17 protein-coding genes are annotated in these 17,056 nt (G+C 48.5%); 2 read left to right on the plus strand and 15 right to left on the minus strand.

Translation table 11 applies throughout. The annotated features are described in order from the left end of the window. From OXG87_15540 to OXG87_15600, 13 genes are all read right to left on the minus strand, one after another. On the minus strand, positions 1 to 346 hold a 346-nt coding region (locus tag OXG87_15540; GenBank protein ID MCY3870962.1), incomplete at its 3' end, for a S8 family serine peptidase. After that, positions 336 to 1,082 (minus strand): CPBP family glutamic-type intramembrane protease, encoded by a 747-nt coding sequence (locus OXG87_15545; protein ID MCY3870963.1) that lies wholly within the window; start codon positions 1,080 to 1,082, stop codon positions 336 to 338. The genes OXG87_15545 and OXG87_15540, both read right to left, overlap by 11 nt. Positions 1,083 to 1,206: 124 nt before the next feature. Continuing rightward, a complete protein-coding gene (locus OXG87_15550) occupies positions 1,207 to 2,184 on the minus strand; it encodes a tetratricopeptide repeat protein (GenBank protein ID MCY3870964.1) in 978 nt (325 codons plus the stop codon). Between the two features lie 70 nt (positions 2,185 to 2,254). Further along, positions 2,255 to 2,683: a hypothetical protein gene (locus OXG87_15555; GenBank protein MCY3870965.1), complete on the minus strand. Its 429-nt coding sequence runs from the start codon at positions 2,681 to 2,683 to the stop codon at positions 2,255 to 2,257. A 134-nt stretch (positions 2,684 to 2,817) separates the two neighbouring features. After that, positions 2,818 to 4,560 (minus strand): peptidase domain-containing ABC transporter, encoded by a 1,743-nt coding sequence (locus OXG87_15560; GenBank protein ID MCY3870966.1) that lies wholly within the window; start codon positions 4,558 to 4,560, stop codon positions 2,818 to 2,820. 2 nt (positions 4,561 to 4,562) lie between these two features. Further along, positions 4,563 to 5,849: an HlyD family efflux transporter periplasmic adaptor subunit gene (locus OXG87_15565; GenBank protein MCY3870967.1), complete on the minus strand. Its 1,287-nt coding sequence runs from the start codon at positions 5,847 to 5,849 to the stop codon at positions 4,563 to 4,565. 56 nt (positions 5,850 to 5,905) lie between these two features. Further along, positions 5,906 to 6,712: a DNA-binding response regulator gene (locus OXG87_15570; protein MCY3870968.1), complete on the minus strand. Its 807-nt coding sequence runs from the start codon at positions 6,710 to 6,712 to the stop codon at positions 5,906 to 5,908. Between the two features lie 567 nt (positions 6,713 to 7,279). Further along, positions 7,280 to 8,338 (minus strand): ABC transporter ATP-binding protein, encoded by a 1,059-nt coding sequence (locus OXG87_15575; GenBank protein ID MCY3870969.1) that lies wholly within the window; start codon positions 8,336 to 8,338, stop codon positions 7,280 to 7,282. Next, the gene (locus tag OXG87_15580; protein ID MCY3870970.1) at positions 8,335 to 9,396 is read right to left on the minus strand and encodes an ABC transporter ATP-binding protein; all 1,062 of its coding nucleotides are present in this window, start codon (positions 9,394 to 9,396) and stop codon (positions 8,335 to 8,337) included. The genes OXG87_15575 and OXG87_15580 overlap by 4 nt, the downstream gene beginning before the upstream one ends. Next, a complete protein-coding gene (locus tag OXG87_15585; protein ID MCY3870971.1) occupies positions 9,396 to 10,259 on the minus strand; it encodes a carbohydrate ABC transporter permease in 864 nt (287 codons plus the stop codon). Before OXG87_15585 ends, OXG87_15580 begins: the two co-directional genes overlap by 1 nt. Then, the gene (locus OXG87_15590; protein ID MCY3870972.1) at positions 10,256 to 11,134 is read right to left on the minus strand and encodes a sugar ABC transporter permease; all 879 of its coding nucleotides are present in this window, start codon (positions 11,132 to 11,134) and stop codon (positions 10,256 to 10,258) included. The genes OXG87_15585 and OXG87_15590 overlap by 4 nt, the downstream gene beginning before the upstream one ends. Positions 11,135 to 11,183: 49 nt before the next feature. Then, positions 11,184 to 11,468 carry a hypothetical protein gene (locus OXG87_15595; protein MCY3870973.1) on the minus strand — a complete coding sequence of 95 codons (285 nt, stop codon included), beginning with the start codon at positions 11,466 to 11,468 and terminating at the stop codon, positions 11,184 to 11,186. A gap of 92 nt (positions 11,469 to 11,560) precedes the next feature. Further along, positions 11,561 to 12,601: a DUF933 domain-containing protein gene (locus OXG87_15600; GenBank protein ID MCY3870974.1), complete on the minus strand. Its 1,041-nt coding sequence runs from the start codon at positions 12,599 to 12,601 to the stop codon at positions 11,561 to 11,563. Positions 12,602 to 12,724: 123 nt separating this feature from the next. Here OXG87_15600 and OXG87_15605 point away from each other — a divergent pair, with 123 nt between their 5' ends. Continuing rightward, complete coding sequence (locus OXG87_15605; protein MCY3870975.1) at positions 12,725 to 13,489, plus strand: aldo/keto reductase; 765 nt, start codon at positions 12,725 to 12,727, stop codon at positions 13,487 to 13,489. 43 nt (positions 13,490 to 13,532) lie between these two features. Here the strand turns inward: OXG87_15605 and OXG87_15610 are convergent, their stop codons facing one another. Next, positions 13,533 to 14,180 (minus strand): bifunctional nuclease family protein, encoded by a 648-nt coding sequence (locus OXG87_15610; GenBank protein MCY3870976.1) that lies wholly within the window; start codon positions 14,178 to 14,180, stop codon positions 13,533 to 13,535. Positions 14,181 to 14,287: 107 nt separating this feature from the next. Here OXG87_15610 and OXG87_15615 point away from each other — a divergent pair, with 107 nt between their 5' ends. Continuing rightward, positions 14,288 to 15,109 (plus strand): sugar phosphate isomerase/epimerase, encoded by an 822-nt coding sequence (locus tag OXG87_15615; GenBank protein MCY3870977.1) that lies wholly within the window; start codon positions 14,288 to 14,290, stop codon positions 15,107 to 15,109. On the opposite strand, the gene OXG87_15620 is transcribed toward OXG87_15615, so the two are convergent. Next, positions 15,110 to 17,056 (minus strand): ABC transporter substrate-binding protein, encoded by a 1,947-nt coding sequence (locus OXG87_15620; protein MCY3870978.1) that lies wholly within the window; start codon positions 17,054 to 17,056, stop codon positions 15,110 to 15,112.

A 17,056-nucleotide genomic window follows, 5' to 3' on the forward strand; every position in this document is an offset into this window, starting at 1 on the left:
TGCCCAGGCTCAAATTCACCACATCCATCTCATTGTCAATACACCACTGAATCGCTGCTATGAGTGCCCGTCCATCCGCCATCAAAGACGCATCAAAAATCCGCACGCTATACAGTGCTGCATCAGGGGCCTTCTTCCTGATAATCCCGGCACACGCCGTTCCATGCCCTGCACAATCGGTGCCTTCTTCAGAATAAGTAAAATGACCATCTTTATTAATCGAGATATTGACGCCACCTGCAATCATCCCGATACTTGGGTGTGATATATCAATCCCACTGTCAATAATCGCGATTTTAGGTAGCTGGACAAACACAGATTGCAAATATAAACCTTTAGGACGCATTAATAATATAACCTCCATAAAAGAAACCGATTAAAGGCGCAATATGATAGACACTATTGGATATGCTATGAAAAATGATACATAATAAAAGACTATATGTTGATTCAAAAATATATACCAGAAGAAATGCTATAACTGTAAAAAGAATAAAAAAATAAAAAAAATGAGTCCAATGACCTTGCCAGATCAACGCTTGTATTGTGCTATGGGCAAAAACAAAGCACAAAATAGAAAATACAAATGCGTATGTTCTACCAAATTTTGGCCTCAGGGAACCGTAAAGAATACCTCTAAAAACAATTTCTTCTTTGATGGGTGTCAATATAGCAGATATGATAAGGATGATCAGGTGGCGAATTACAAAATCAGGCAATTGTGCATCTAATCCAAAAGGAAATCTCACAAATAAGTTAAATAAACTTATTCCCAATGCGATATATATCCATTTTAGAAATATTCTTTTGGTAGGAATCTGAAAGAACACCAATTCTCTTAATCGTATGTTACCAAATTTAGAAAAAACCAGAAGAACTAAACAAAAATTAAAAATACTTAAAAATAGATAAACAGTGTCACTTTGAAGAGGCGTAAAGTGTTCAAAAATCAGAAATTTAGGATATAAAACTCTCCATAGTAAAAACCCTTCTAAAATAGAAAATATTGTCAATAATATTCCTTTTACAAAATCAATCCTTAAAGTAGAAGGCCATGTAACTGTATTGTTTGAAATTTCCATTGACAAAACTCACTCTTATCGAAAGTAGTACCTCGTTGATTTGACTTGAACCCATCCTTCGTTTGAGATCAATTTAAAGCTTATACGTCCCTCAAAAAAGTCCATTTCTATCTGAAGTGTAACACTATAATTCCGGAATAATCCCTTTTTCATTTTTCAAGAACTTAAAATTTTTTTCATTTCTGATCTTCTCTTTTTGAAAGGGGTTCAACTCTATAGCTTTTCTTAAATCCAAAATGGTTTGTGGTCTATCTCTCATTGCGCTATATACAAGTGCTCGATTGAACCAAGTATTATCATTATAAGGATCAAGAGTAAGTGACCGATCAAATGCGTTGAGAGCTTCTTTATATTTTTTTAAGTGATATAGCATTAAACCATAGTTGTTCCAAATTCCCGGATCATCTGGTTTTAGTTGAATCGCTTGTTTACAAGCCACTTGTGCTTCTTCATATCGCATCAGCAAAATAAGCGTTGCTATTTTGTTTTTCCATAACAAAATCTCATTAGCATTGCTTTTGAGTGCCTCATCAAATGTAATAAGTGCTTCCTTATATCGCCCAAGATTCATTAACGCAAAACCCCTGTTAAGCAACAAACTATGCCTATCAACATACAGTTCATTACACTGCTCAAACATCTCAAGGGCATTTTGGTATCTTTCCCATCGCAAGTAGGTGTACCCTTTATGAAATATCGCCAGATCAGGATTGGGAACAAACGAAAGCGCTTTATCATATTCTTGAATTGCATCTTTATATTTTTTTAATTTTGTAAGTGTCAGACCTTTTTTTAACCAAGCCGAAGAATGATCAACTTTCAACACAGTTGCACGTTTATACGCTTTGTAGGCTTCTTCAAAAAACTCCATCTCAAAAAAAGTATCTCCCTTACTAATCCAAAATTCTGAGTTGTTCACCGTTAAGTCTGGCAAATACTTAACGGTAACCAAGAACAAAGAGAGAGAATATAGAACCGGTAATAAAAAGATAAATAAACGTTTCATTGATTCAGATATTGAAAAATTATTGAATCTAAAGGGATTTCGATATGGCCAAAACTGGACAACACACTGACTTTGAGCGGAGATAAATACCACCACTGCCAAAAAGAAAAACCTTCGGGGACACACCTATTGTGAAAGTTTTAAGCCATAATGACGCTAAAGGTTTTTAACCGCCAGGGTTTTTAATCGTCGCGCTTGTGCCAATCTGTACGCCACCGACGTTAGTACTAACATTTGCCCTTATACTATCATCTTGGACAGTCACCGGTGGATTCACGTACAATTCTGTGTGCCCAGCAGGTGTATCAACTCGCAATTCAGCCCCTCCTTCTGGTGTCCGGTTAACAGATATACTAACATCTTCTAAAAGATAATCTATTGCATCTCGATACACTTGGCCAGTATATATATCCAAGGCAACCTGTGCAACGATTTTAGCGTCTTCGTACAGATCATTCGCGACATCACTCACATAATCTATGCCATCGATAAGCCATTCTGCGAGCTTGCTCATCTCTTCTACATAGGCCACAACCAGTTTGGAAACCTGTCCTGGATAACCTAAAGCAGGTTTTTTTAGCATTTGAATCTTCATTTTTACCTCCTAAAAAAATATAAGTGTGATGGCCCCCGAAGGCCAATGAACTGCTTCTTGTTTATCCCATTTAGGCATCCCATATTACATCACTACAGGATGACAGAAATGATATTGTTGTACACCATTGCATATCATATACTTGCTGTTTTTTCATACAAATGGGCATAAACTCCATTTTGCATGGCTAACCAATCGTGCGTTCCTCGCTCTGCAATTTGTCCCTTATCCAAGACCACAATCTCATCTGCACTTTGAATGGTTGAAAGTCTGTGTGCGATGATGATGGTTGTCCTACCTTGTCGCACGGTTTTCAATGCCTCCTGGATGTGATATTCGGATTCCATATCCAGCGCGGCGGTGGGTTCATCCAAAATCAAAATGGGCGTATCCATTAACAGCACGCGAGCCAGTGCAATGCGCTGTTTCTGGCCCTCTGACATCTGCGCCCCTTGTTCTCCTACCAGTGTTTCATATCCCTCAGGTAGTGACGCGATAAAGTCGTGGATGTACGCTGCCTGTGTTGCATCCTGAATATCTCGCAAGGGTATGTCGTGTCCAAAGGTCAGGTTGTCCAAAATACTGCCTTGAAATAAGGTGCTGCCCTGCATGGCAAATCCCACTTTTTGCCGGATGGATTTCAAGCGATAGTTCCGAATATCGTACCCATCAATAGACACATATCCCTCTTGTGGGTCGTAAAATCTCGGGATCAATTTTGCAAGTGTGGATTTACCTGAGCCACTTTTACCGACCAGTGCAATGGTGGTCTGTGCGGGTATGTGCAGGTCAACGTGGTGCAAAACGGGCCGGTCTTTTTGACTTGCCTGCGCGCCGCGCGCAAGCAGGTACGAAAAACTCACATTGTGAAAATCGATCTCACCTCGTACCTGTGGCAAGGTGGGCATATCGGAACGATCCTGGATTTCGGGTCTCAAGTCATAGATCTCAAAAAACCGATTGATGCGAACCAGAGCCATTTCAACCTGCCCCACGAGGCCAATGAGATTGCCGATTGGACCGTAGAGATACCCCACATAACCGGAAAAAGCTATGTAACTTCCCAGAGAAAGATTGCCATTTAGCACTTCTGTCCAGCCATACCAGCCATACGTCAGGGTACCCACTATCTTCACCAATGTTCCTAAAAACCCAAATCCCCCACTTAAATGCGTTGATCTGATTCGCAATTTTGCAACATCGAGGATGAGGCCTCTGAGCTTGTGATAAAACACGGTTTCTAATCCCAGTGCTTGCACTGTCCGGATGCCCGAAAGCGATTCGTAGGACTTGGCAGATGACTCGGCCGATGCTTCGGCCATTTTCTTTGACACTCTACTAAGGTATTTTTTTGACACAATAATCAATGTAGTATCAAAAGGTAGCACCGCCAGGCTCAGTAAGGCCAGTTTCCAGTTGATATAAAGCAAAATGGGGGGAAAAATGAGCAACTGAAGGGTGTTCATAATCAGGCTATTCACCATTCCGATCGTACTGCTAATAGATCTGTCCATATCTCTGAATCGAGACAGGATTTCGCCCGTCTGACGGTTGTCAAAAAAGCTGAAGTCCAACGATTGCACATGGGAGTAAAATCGCGATTTGAAATCCAGTCCCATATTGACACCCACGTAACTACTAAAATATCTGCTTAACAGTCCCGTAAATCCTACCCCTGTCGAAAGCACAGCACCTATAATCAGAACAAAGGTCAGGAGCGTGTAGTCTTTGTGAGGATACACGTCATCGATCAAGACCTTCGTTATGTACGGTCCTGGAATCTTGAAGAGCATGATCATGATGCCCACGAGGAAGGACTGGAAGATAAACCGCCAGTAAGGACGGAGCATTTTGATGATTTTGAATATCTGACGCACGTTCAGTTCCTGATCTGTATAGTTTCAGAGGATTCTTCCAACCGATAAATCTCAGGACGCCCAATTTTGCCCACAGTTTTCAAAAACTTCTTCCACAGCAAGTCAACAATGGGACCGCGCTCTGTCACAATTTTGGCTTCCACACCCATGCCATAAGCAAGAGGACATTCTTTCTCACCATCAGATAAATGCGGATCTATCACACTGATCTTCACGGGATAAACAGCACTCATACCACCCGGCACGAGACCGGCGCCCATAGGTGTGATGGGTTCGGGCTTTCTCGGCACATCTGTCACCTTTCCCTCAAAAATCTTGTATTCCATGTGTGGAAAAGCATTTACATATATCCGCACCTTATGTCCCTCTTTCACCTTTGGGATATCCACTTCCTGGATCATCACCTCAGCTTGCCAACTGTGCAATTCGGCCAGTTCAATCACGGCCTCACCTGCCTCAATGCGGTCTCCTTCGCGTTTATCCAAATCGCGCGTCAACACGGTTCCAGCAACGGGTGCGTAGATCTTCATCTGTTCCATACGGGTTTTGACAAGGCGATGGCTGACCTGTAATTTTTCATACGTCTGTTTTAGCATCTCGTGTTCCTGCTTGCGATTGTCCAGAGCAGCCAGCCGCCGTTTTGCCCGCTCAATTTCTACTTTTGCACGTTGCACCCGCGTCTGGTGTACCCGAATTGGAATCAACGTATCAACAGGCGGTCGCATACTCCCATCCTCGCGATAAGGTGCGTATTTGCGGTAGATCTGGTATTCTTGCCGAATCTGTTCCAATTGCAACTGCGCGGTCTCATATTCCACTTCAGTTCGTGCAATCTCTGTTTTCAAAACAGCACGCTCGCGTTGCAATTCTGCTACCAGAGCCACACGCCGCCCCTGATTTATACCCAGTTCATGTTCGAGTTGCTCCAATTCCGTACGTAAATCGGTATCATCCAGAATCAGCATCAAATCCCCCTGTGCAATCTCTTGCCCGTGTTGCACATGAACCGTCTGGATCAAGCCAGATCGTTGTGCTTTCACTTCATAACGCGCGGTGGGCTGCAAGCGACCTTGCCCTGCAACCGTAATTTCCATGCCCAGATGCCATCCCAAAAGACAGATAAACGCGACCATGCTTCCCACAACGCACAAAATGGTGAGTAAGAAATAGCGTACAAACCGGAAGCCAATTCCCGAAGTTGAGAGGGCTTCTCGCGCCTCTGTATTTTCAAAAGACACATCTTTTTGTGGATAGCCATTGAATCTTACAACCTGTTCGCTATGTGCCATAACTCGTTCAGCCTACTGTTAAAAGTGAAGTTCGATTGGGCAAATGGGCATTCAACTCAGACATCTTCCGAAGACGGCTGAATTTCTCCGTACCTAACTTTTTTGCGATACTGGGTAGGGGCAATGCCATGTATTCTCTTGAAGGCATGACAGAAACGACTTGACGAATGAAATCCACATAGTGGTGCAATTTCATATATAAACAGGGATGATCCTGTTAGAAAATGCTCTGCCTGCGATATTCTGATTTCTCGCAATTTTTCGCGGAAGGTTTTGTTAAAAAATTTTTTGAATAGCACATGACAGTGCGGTGGGGTAATCCGAAAATGGCGTGCGAGGTCTTCAAATTTCAGGTCTGGGTTTCTGTAACGCTCCTCCAAAAATGATTCCAACGCCTCTGGTGATACCTTCTCTCGGCCAGTGTTTAAGAGCTGTTGAAAGGATCTGGGCTGTGAACGGGATGCTTCACTGGTCCGCGACACATTATATTCCACTTCATTCAGCAGGATACAGGTTTTGACCTCTGCTAAAAATTTGTCCTTCACAATCGGTTTATCCAATACGCCTGTAGTACCGGCCTTGAGTATTTTTTCGGTTACTTCCATGGGCACAAAACTTTCCATGATCAGGATGTTTGTCTGAATTTTCTCTGCTGCAGCGCGCTCCAAAAGCGCGATCCCATCAAGACCTGCCATATACATTTCAGCGATGGCGAGATCAATCTTCTCACGTCTCAATATTTCAAGTCCTTCTATCCCATCTCTCGTTGTGCTTATGTCATAAGGTTCATCGCTCAGAAATCCCACAAGGGTCGATAGAATGCTGGGGTCGTGATCTATAATCAGTATTTTCTGTTTGTTCATATTTTCTCCAGTGCGATAAAACGCAGTTTAAGTATTTGAGGTTCAGGGCGCGATGCCCATACTATTCGATATAGATTTTTCACTGCTTAAATAGATATATGCAACATGTGTGCCAATGTGGAATTTTAAAATGATAATTTTTATAAAGTATTATTTTTACTTTGCATAGAGGTTATTATCGAGTAAAAGTCAGACTGAATATCGAATTGAGAGTTGAACACATTGTTCACTTTTCGTCTTTCGATTGAACATTATGTTCTTTTACTTTGTATTGACAATCGCACTTCAGGTCGCTACTTTAGTCTAACCTTCTCAAGTTATCAGCTTGAGATATTTGCCGCCGCTGACAGTTGACTTTGCCGAGTCTTGTCAGCGGCTTTTTTATAATAATACCATCGCGTCTGTGACTGCAATTGAAAAAGATTGCCCATATATTAGAATCATTGCTTATATGTTAGATTTTTTCATTTTTTTCACTTTTACGACAAACTCTGCCCTACGGGTTCTTCATCCCTGTTCATCTGCGTCCATCTGCGGATACCTCCCGCCTTTTATCCTGTTCATCCTTCAATCCTGCCCATCCTGATCCGCCTTTCCCCACACCAGAACGCGGTCCGGGTCAATAGACGGGTATATCTCATCTCCGACGCGCCACTGTTGCTCACCGGATGTCAATATCTGGATGGGTTGGCCCGCCCAGTCGGCGAGCAAGATGGTCGATGCGCCGAGGTCTTCGACGACTTCGATGGTCGCGGGGATTTCGCCTCCACGGGGTGATATATTTTCCGCACGGATGCCGAGGGTGGCGTTTGAAGGGGCGTTTCGGTCTGCGGTCGTGATGGGTTGATTCGAGGTTGTGAACCATTGGTTTTGCTGTTTGTGGACGTCTATGGTGTTGATGGGGGGATAGCCGAGTTGACGGGCGACGGTCGGAGAATTGGGCTGCTGGTAGATTTCTTCGGGGGAGCCGATTTGCAGGATTTTTCCTTCGAACAATACGGCGATTCGGTCGCCCATTGAGAGGGCTTCGACCCGGTCGTGGGTGACGTAAATCATGGGCGTGCCGAGGTCGCGCTGGAGGCGGATGAGTTCGACGCGCAATACTTCGCGCAATTTTGCATCCAGGTTGGTGAGGGGTTCGTCCATGAGAAAGAGTCGGGGTTGGCGCACGATGGCGCGTCCGATTGCGACGCGCTGCATTTCGCCGCCGGATAAGTGCGTGGCGGGTCGGTCCAAAAGCGGGGTGATGCGGAGCAGGTCGGCGGTGTGAGAAATTCTGTTTGCTATGTCTTCTTTGGAGAGATTGCGCCCGGGTGCCTGGAGTGGAAATGCGAGGTTCTGGCGCACGGTTTTGTTGGGGTAGAGTGAGAAGTTTTGAAAGACGAGGGCGATGTCGCGTTCTGCGGGTAGCTGATGGGTTATGTCTGCGCCGTTGACGGTTATACGCCCGGTGTCCGCTGTTTCGAGGCCCGCGATGATGCGCAAGAGGGTTGTTTTGCCCGCGCCTGTTGGGCCCAGGACGACGAGGAGTTCTTCGGCGTGAAGAGAGAGTGAGATTTCCGAGAGTGCCCGGGTTTCGCCGTAGTTTTTGGACAGGTTGTCGATTTTGAGAAATGGGGCATTCATGCGAGGGCTGTTTCCGTGTCTGGATCGAACAGACGAATGTGTTCTTCATTCAGGTGCAGGTGGATTGTTTCTCCGATGGCAAAGCGGTCGGTTGAGCGCATGATTAGTTCGCCTATTGGGGTATCGACGTGTGCGTAACCGTGGCTGCCGAGGTATTCGCTGAGGATGACGTTGCCCGGGATGCCGCGATTGGCGGGGCGGATAAATTCCGGGCGTATGCCGAAGATGACTTGCGCGGGCGCAATGTTTGCGTGGATAGGGATGTGAATGTTTGAATCTGGATGGGTAAAAGATAGATCCGTTCCGCGTTGCACTATTTGTCCGGTTAATAGATTCATGCCCGGGCTGCCGACAAAGTTTGCGATAAAGAGATCCGCGGGATGGTTGTAGATTTCTGATGGGGATCCAATTTGTCTGATTTTGCCGCCGTCCATGACGACAATGCGATCCGCCAGGCTCATGGCTTCTTCCTGGTCGTGTGTGACGTAGATGGCTGTTATGGAGAGTGATAGTTGTTGGCGGCGTATAAATGCTCTGAGTTCTAATCGGTGTTCTGCGTCGAGAGTGCCCAGGGGTTCGTCCATGAGATAGATATCCGGTGTGCGTACCATGGCACGGGCGAGAGAGACGCGCTGTTGATCTCCGCCTGAAAGTTGTCTGGGGTATTGGTCGAGTAGTGTTTCGATACTCAGGGCGTGGGCAACGCGGTCTATTGCCGCTTCGGTATCTGCGGGGGATGTGCCGATGTTCTCGAGTGGAAAGGCGATGTTTTTGCGGACGGTCATGTGCGGGTAGAGGGCGTAAAACTGGAAGACAAAGCCCACGTCGCGTTGAGATGGCGGCAGGTGTGTGACGTTCTGGTTGTCGAGGGTGATCCGTCCGCCGGTTGGGTCCTCCAGTCCCGCGATCATCCGCAATGTGGTTGTTTTGCCACATCCCGATGGTCCCAGGAGGACGATAAATTCCCCCTGGTCAACACGCAGGTCAATTCCCCTGACTGCCCGCGTGCCGTCGGGGTAGGTTTTCTGGAGGTTTTGAAGTTCGAGAAATGGCATCATTACTGTTTAATTGTTCCAAATGTCACGCCCCGCAACAGATGATTGCGGACGAGTACTGTGAAGATTACTATTGGCACGACAAAGATGAGGACGCCCGCGGCAATCTGCGGCCAGGGGATGCCCTGGATGTTGCCCTGAAGTCCGGCAAAATACACGGGTACGGTGACGGCTTCGGCGTTGTTGAGCGCGAGCGCGAAGCCGTATTCGTTCCAGGCGGATATGAGGCAGAAGACGGCGGTAACAGCCATGCCGGTTGCAGAGTGGGGTAAGATGATTTTGTAAAATGCTTGAAATGGGCTGTATCCATCGACGAGTGCGGCTTCTTCATACGCCCGGGGGATTTCGTCTATGAAGCCTTTCATCAGCCAGACCGCGAGCGAGAGGTTAAATGCCGTGTAGAGGAGGATGAGGCCCAGGTGTGTGTTGGGCAGGTCAAAGACGCGGTACATCATCAGTACGGGGACCACGACGGCGAGCGGGGGCAGGAAGCGGGTCGAGAGGATGAAGAATAGCCAGTCTCGGGCACCTGCGATGCGAAATCGACTAAATCCATACGCGCAGCCCGTTCCGAGGACGATTGATGTTAGGGTGCTGAGCAGGCCGATGATGACGCTGTTGAAGAGGTAGTGAAAAAATGCGTGTGCTTTGCCCGTGTGTGGCGTTGCCAGTTTGCGATAGGCGTCTAATGTGGCTGAAAAGGTCAGATCTCCGGGTGCGATGTTTTCAGCGGTGGAAGGTATGAGAGAGGCTGTGGAACTGATCGCCGCTTCCTGCGTTTTCAGGGAGGTGAGAAAGAGCCAGCACAGGGGCAGTGTGGCGAGACAAAAATACGGGATGATGACGAGCCATCTCAAGTTCTTCACGCGTTTTCCCTCCCCTGTTTTGCCTGGATGCTGGCGATGTATCGGATGAAAATAGTTGCGAGCGCGATGACGATGAGGAGGATGACGATGCTATAAGAGCTGCCCAGTCCGATTTTGTAGCCGCGAAACATGACTTGATAGAGCAGGGCACTCAATGTTTGGGTCGCGCGATCATTGGGTCCCGTGACAGCCATGACGAGATCAAATTGCTTGAGGGCGTCTGTGGTGCGCAACAGGACTGCGAGGAAGAGCAGGGGGGAGCACAGGGGTAGGGTGATGCGCCGAAAGACAGTCCATCGAGATGCCCGGTCAATGGCCGCGGCTTCGTAGAGGTGATTGGGGATGGCGTTGAGGCCGGCAAGGGCGATGAGCATCATAAATGGCGTCCACATCCAGATGTCGATCATGAGGATGGAGAAGAGTTTCAAATCGGGGTCGGTTAGCCATTGCGGTTGGAAGAGGCCAAGGACGGATAGTGCTTGATTGACGACGCCGTAGTGGCCGTTGAGGATAAAGTTCCAGTACAGGCCCATGACTGCGGGAGATAGCATCATGGGGACCAGGAGTATGGTGGTGATGGCGGGTTTGCCCAGGAAGGGTTTTTGAAGGGCGAGGGCAAGGGCAAAGCCGAGCAGGAGTTCGGTCGCGACTGCCAGGACCACGAATAGCCCGGTGGTGCGAAGGGCAGTGCCATAGCGCGTGTCGTCAAAGATGACGCCGTAGTTGCGCCCACCCACGAGTCGCGCAATGCCGCCACTGAGTTCGGCATCGGTAAAGCTGAGGTAGATGTTGTAAAAGAGGGGAAAGATGTTGAACGCGATCAGAAAGATCAGTGCTGGACCCACAAAGCCGTATTTCAAAACGCTGTCTTTCACGCGCATTCTCGAAAGGGATAGAGGGATGGATACCGCGATGGGGCGTCGCTTACTGTTCTCGTTTTCTGCGAAGTGCCACTACTTGTTTAAATATCTCTGAAATATTGCCACCATTGCGGGAGTGCAATAGCATCTGCTCTTTTGATATGACCATCATGGTGCCTTCTTTATCGTCGGGATAACGGCAAAAGCTCGATTTTACCGCTTCGCCCGTGATACAACAATATTTTTCCACCGGGATTTCTTGTTCGGTATCCAGCCTGGTGGTGGTGGGTTCCAGGTCTTTGTTTGCCTCTTCGTATTCGGTGAATATTTCCGAGATTTTGGCGGCCATGATGCGATCTCCTGTTGTGGTGTTTGTAGAGCGTGAAATGATATGTAAAAAGCCCCGATATGTAAAGGAAAATTACGGATAAAGGGGTAATTTCAAACTTTGAATAAGAAGTGTATCACATCGCCATCAAAGATCTCTGCGTCTTTTCCTTTGACCATGAGCTTGCCCGCTGCTTTTACTTTTTGCTCGTCTCCCAATGCGATTAAGTCTTCGTAGCGCATGACTTCGGCCCGGATGAATCCCCGCTTGATGTCTCCGTGAACTGCGCCGCCCGCCTGCGGTGCCAGAGAACCTCTCGGGATGGTCCAGGCGTGTACTTCGTCGTTGACGACTGTGAAGAATGAGATCAAGCCCAGGGTTTTGTAACACAATAAGGTGAGCCGATCCAGCGCGGGTTGTTCAATGCCGAGGTCGGCGAGAAATTCTTCGCGTGTTTCGTCGTCGAGCAGGGAGATTTCTTCTTCGATTTGTGCGGATATTGCGATCCATTCAAAACCACAGTCGGCAAAATCAGCGGATAGTTCATCTATAATTTTATCGTCGTTGATCTGGTCTTCGTCTGTGTTCAGTACTGCGATTACTGCTTTGATGGTTAAGAAGGGATAGCTGGATGTCAGTTTTACTTCGTCCGAGGTCAGTGGAAATTGACGCAGGGGGTTTCCGGCTTCCAGGTGCGCCTGCATGCGCGTCATTAAGTCCTTTTCTTGCTCTATTCGCAGCCTGTCTTTTGCGTGTCGGTCTTTTGCCAGGCGTTCCAGTCGCTTTTCTACAAAGATCAGGTCGGCGAGCAATAGTTCTTCCCAAAAAGCCCGTATGTCGCGTTTGGCATCTATGTTGCCCGCTATGTGAAAGACGGTGTCGTTTTCAAATACCCGGATGAGGAAGCAGATGACATCTACCCGCTCCAGGTCTTGAAAAACAGGTATGTTGCGTTCGGCCTGTGTGTCCAGGTCGGGCAATAGCACAAATGCGATTTCCGCAGGTACTTCGCGTGCGGGTTTGTACATTTCCACGAGTCGATCAAACCGCTCATCCCGCACTTTTGCCTGTCCCATTTCACCTGTGTGTCCGGTTAGTAAGCGGAATAGCGTTTTTTTACCGACCTGCGGCAATCCAATTAGCCCGAGTCTCATGGCGGTAATATTCCTTACTCCCTCAGAGGAGAGGGGACCAAAATCCATTGACGGATGCGAAACGGTGTTTTAATATACTAAAAATTGCAGGAAAAAATACTGAAGACGGGAAAGGAGTTTACCGTGAAAACTGTCGAACTCGGCACGACCGGTATATTGGTTTCTCAACTCAGTTTTGGTACTGGTACCAATGGCTGGGGCGGGCGTTCCAACCAGACGGATCTGGGGACGCGCGAACTTGTTGACTTGCTTATCTATGGCTTTGAGCGAGGTGTTACGTTTTGGGATAGTGCCGATCAATACGGCAGTCATGCCCATCTCGCAGGTGCATTGGCGCATATCGATCGCGAGCGGGTTGTGATTACGTCCAAGATTCGCGCTACTACAGCCTATGAGACGGCGTGCGATATGGATCGCATTTTGGGCGAGTTAGATACGGATTATATCGATATTGTTCTTATGCACTGTCTGACAGATGAAGACTGGCCCAGTTCCTATCGGGGCGTTATGGATGTCCTGGCGGATAGAAAGCAAAAAGGCATCATTCGCGCGCACGGTGTTTCCTGTCACGATATTGATGCCTTCCAGCAAGCGGCTCTCACCCCATGGGTGGATGTTGTTTTGGCGCGTATCAACTATGCAGGGAAGAATATGGATGGTCCGCCCGAACGCGTTGTTCCCATTCTGGAAGAGATGGATGCCAACGATATCGGCGTTTACGGGATGAAAGTCGTAGGCCGCGGCGATTTGCCCGCACGCGATGCCATCCACTATGTTCTCGATATTCCAGCGGTTGACGCGATTACTGTTGGGATGATGAATCGCAGCGAAATCGACGAGAATATCGGCCATGTCGAAGCGCATAGCACCGTGTTGCTGCCTGTTTAAAGGCGGTGAGAGGTGAGAGAGGGTAGGGCGGTCCTCTTACCTCTTACCTGCTTCTCTCCTCTATCCTCTCAATCTCATCTCGAATTATTCCCGCGTCTTCGTAGCGCTCTTCTTTAACAGCTTTATTCATTTGTTCTTTCAAGACTTCCAGCAATTCATCTGGTTCCAGGTCCCGTCCATGCGAATCAACACCCTGTATTGGTTGCTCGGCTGCCTGCGCGATGTCTAAGACGGGTTCTTCAGGTATTTCCTGGGGTGGATTTAGCTGTTCAAGCTCATAACCGTATTCGGTGGGCTGGACTTTGAATCCCACTTGTTGAATGATTTTGGCATCCATATAGATGGGTGCGCCGAATTTGAGTGCGAGTACGATGCTATCACTGGGGCGGGCGTCTAAACGCACTTGCTCACCTCGAGCAAAGAGGATGAGTTCGGCATAGAAGATATGGTCTTTCAAATCGACTATCTGCACTTTTTCAACTTCGGCATCAAAATGTGCCAGCACTGCACACATCAAATCATACGCAAGAGGTCGCGGCATGGATTTACCTTCGAGTTCTGAACGAATAGACCGATATTCGACATGACCAATTTCAATGGGTACCATTACACTGCCTTCAACGCTTTGCAGCCACACGACGTTCTGTTCCGTCTGATCTTGACGTATATCCACAACCCGCATTTCAATCATGATGTCCGCCTTCCATCGCAGTGAAAATTATGTGTAACTGTAAGGATAGTTAAAAATTTACCGTATGCAAGTTGAAATTTCCACCTCGTACTTGTTTGGAGATTGCAATGCAACTTTCTCTCTCTGTCCGCGTGGCCGAAAGTTTTCGCAATAAGCGCAATTTGACTATTGCTTTGCCCGATCTCGCGGAGATTGCCCAGCGCGCGGGTTATAAAGCACTTTGTATGCGCGCTTCGGGTGTGGGTACGCACAGTCCGCCCGAACGCATTGTTGAAGTACAACGTATTTTGAAGAGGCACAATCTCGCGGTTTCAATGGCGACTGGCGATTTTGCCATTCCTGAAAATGGTGCGGACGGACCGGATAGCTTGCGGAATATTACCCCACATCTCGATCTGGCAGACGCGCTTGGCTGCGATTTACTGCGCGTCTGTATGAAGACCGATGCAGATATCGCGCACGCCCAGCGCGCAGCCGATGAGGCAGCCGAGCGGGAGATACGTCTGGCACATCAATCGCATACCCAGAGTCTTTTTGAGACGGTGACGGGATCGATTGAGACGCTTCAGAGTATTGGCCGACCGAATTTTGGGATTATTTACGAGCCTGCAAATTTGGCTCTGTGCGGTGAAGACTACGGTCCCGAGACCCTCAAACGCTTTGCGCCCTATCTCTTTAACGTCTATTTGCAAAATCACGTTCCAGACCCCAATGGCGATATGCCGATGACCACCTGGGTGCGGGGCACGGTTTATTCCACTTTGCGACCACTGGATGAATCTGGTGGAATAGATTTTCGAGAAGTTTTTGATGGGCTACACAGTATCAATTACCGCGGGTACGTGACGCTACATCACGCCTTTGGCGGAGATCTGCCGCCCGATGAGGCCGCGACCCGGTCTGCGAATTTTCTGAGGTCTTTTTTGTAATCACTGACCGCTTTTCACAAATATCTGCTCGTGAAATACTGGCCGACTCCAGCCCAGAAAGGCGTTGTCGGCCACGTTTTGATATGGGACATTGCCCAGGCGACTGCTGGCTCCCCAGACGTGGTACGCGGAACCGATGGTGATGATGGGGACGTTTTCCGTGTGGAGGTCGCGCACGCGGGTCATGTATGTGCGGAGTTTTGCGGTATCGACGGTGGTCATGGCCAGGCGGACGTATTTGGTGGCTTCGCGCAGCCAGGGGGGACCTTCGTCCCAGGCTTTCTGATGCCAGTAGGGTACGTTTTTAGCCAGGATAGCCCAGCCAATGGGATAGGTTAAGGGGGCGTTGGGTCCTTCGAGGCCCCAGTAGTGAACGTCGTATTCGCAGTTGTAGCGGCGAGGGACGATGATGTCGCGCAGACCGCCGTTGAGGTTGACTTTGATCCCTACGGCTCGCCAGTGGTCTGCAACCAGTTCAGAGACGGGTTGGCCGTTGAACATGCCGCCGGGGTGCACGAAGTCGATGGTGAGTTCAAAGCGCGAGCCGTCTCGCAGTTCGCGGATGCCGTCGCCATCGGTGTCGATATAGCCTTCGCTGTCGAGGAGGCGTCTGGCTTTGTCGGGGTTGTATTCGGCGTATTTTTTATAGGCTTTTGGAGAAAAGTAAGGGCTTATAGGCCCAAAGGAATAGCCCGAGGGGTCGAGGAGGCCGTGGAAGACTATTTCGTCGATTTCTTCGCGGTTTATCGCATGTGAGAGCGCAATGCGGACGTTTTTGTTGCGAAAAGCTTCTCGCAATGCGGGCCTGGGAGCGTCCCAGTTGAGGTGGTAGGCCGGTCCTCTGTTGGGTCCGGTGAGTCGGAGATTGAATTTTCCGGTTTTCTCTTTTACTTTGAGGGTGGGGAACATGTCGATGCGGGTATAACGCCCGATCAGGTCGAGTTCGCCGTTGATGAATTTTAGCAGAATGACCTGAGGGTCCTGGATGATGTTGAATACGATGCGGTCGGCATAGGGAAGCTGGTTGCCCGCTGTGTCTATTTTCCAGTAGTAGGGGTTGCGTTCATAGATGATGCGCTGACCCCGAATCCATTCGACGGGGATCCAGGCGGAGATGCGGGGGATGCCGGGCTGCAGGAGCAATTGCGCGCGTGTCGTGGCTTCTCGAAAGGCGTTGTAATCGGTTTTGGGATTGTATTTGGGGTGCAGGGGGGACAGGACGTGTTTTGGCGCGGCGATTAGAGCGCGGCTGAGTTCGTGGAGTACGCGGCCCAGGGGTTTGGGCGAGGAGATTTCAAGTGTGTGTGTGTCGATTTTTTTGAACCGCATGGGTTTGCCATCTACCATCCATCCGGCTGGTGGAAAGGGGTTTTGACGGGCGTTGTCGTCAAAGGTCATGTCGTAATACCAGAAGAGGATGTCGTCAACGGTGAATGGATGGCCGTCGGACCATTTGACGCCTTTGCGGAGTTTGAAAATTGCGACTTTGCCACTGTCCTCATAGGTGAAGTGCTCGGCCAGGTTGTATTGGATGCTGTTTGGAAAGGGGCGTTCGTAGCCCATCAGGTTTTCGTTGAGGGTTTTGTTGGGTCCCGGGGTTTGCACGATGTCGCCAGTGAGGGCGCGTCTCAGTGTGCCGCCGTAGGTGCCGATTGCTTCGATGGGTACGATGACGAGGGGATTTTTGGGTAGGCGGTCAGAGATGGGTGGGAGGTTGCCTTGTTTGACCTGTTGTGAGAACATGGGGGCTTCGTTAAAGGTGCGTTTCTGGAGTATAGCGGGGTCGATTTTGAGGGGGGCACGGGTTTGAGGTGCTTGCTTTTGAGCGCTGGATGTGGATTGGGTGGGTATGTTCTGTCCCGGGTCGGGAGCGAGGCATCCGAGTAAGAGAAGAGATAGGCAGAAGCAGGGTAAATGGTGTTTCATGTTAAACGCTAAGAGGTTCAC

This window comes from Gemmatimonadota bacterium, assembly GCA_026706845.1.
Taxonomy (GTDB): domain Bacteria; phylum Latescibacterota; class UBA2968; order UBA2968; family UBA2968; genus VXRD01.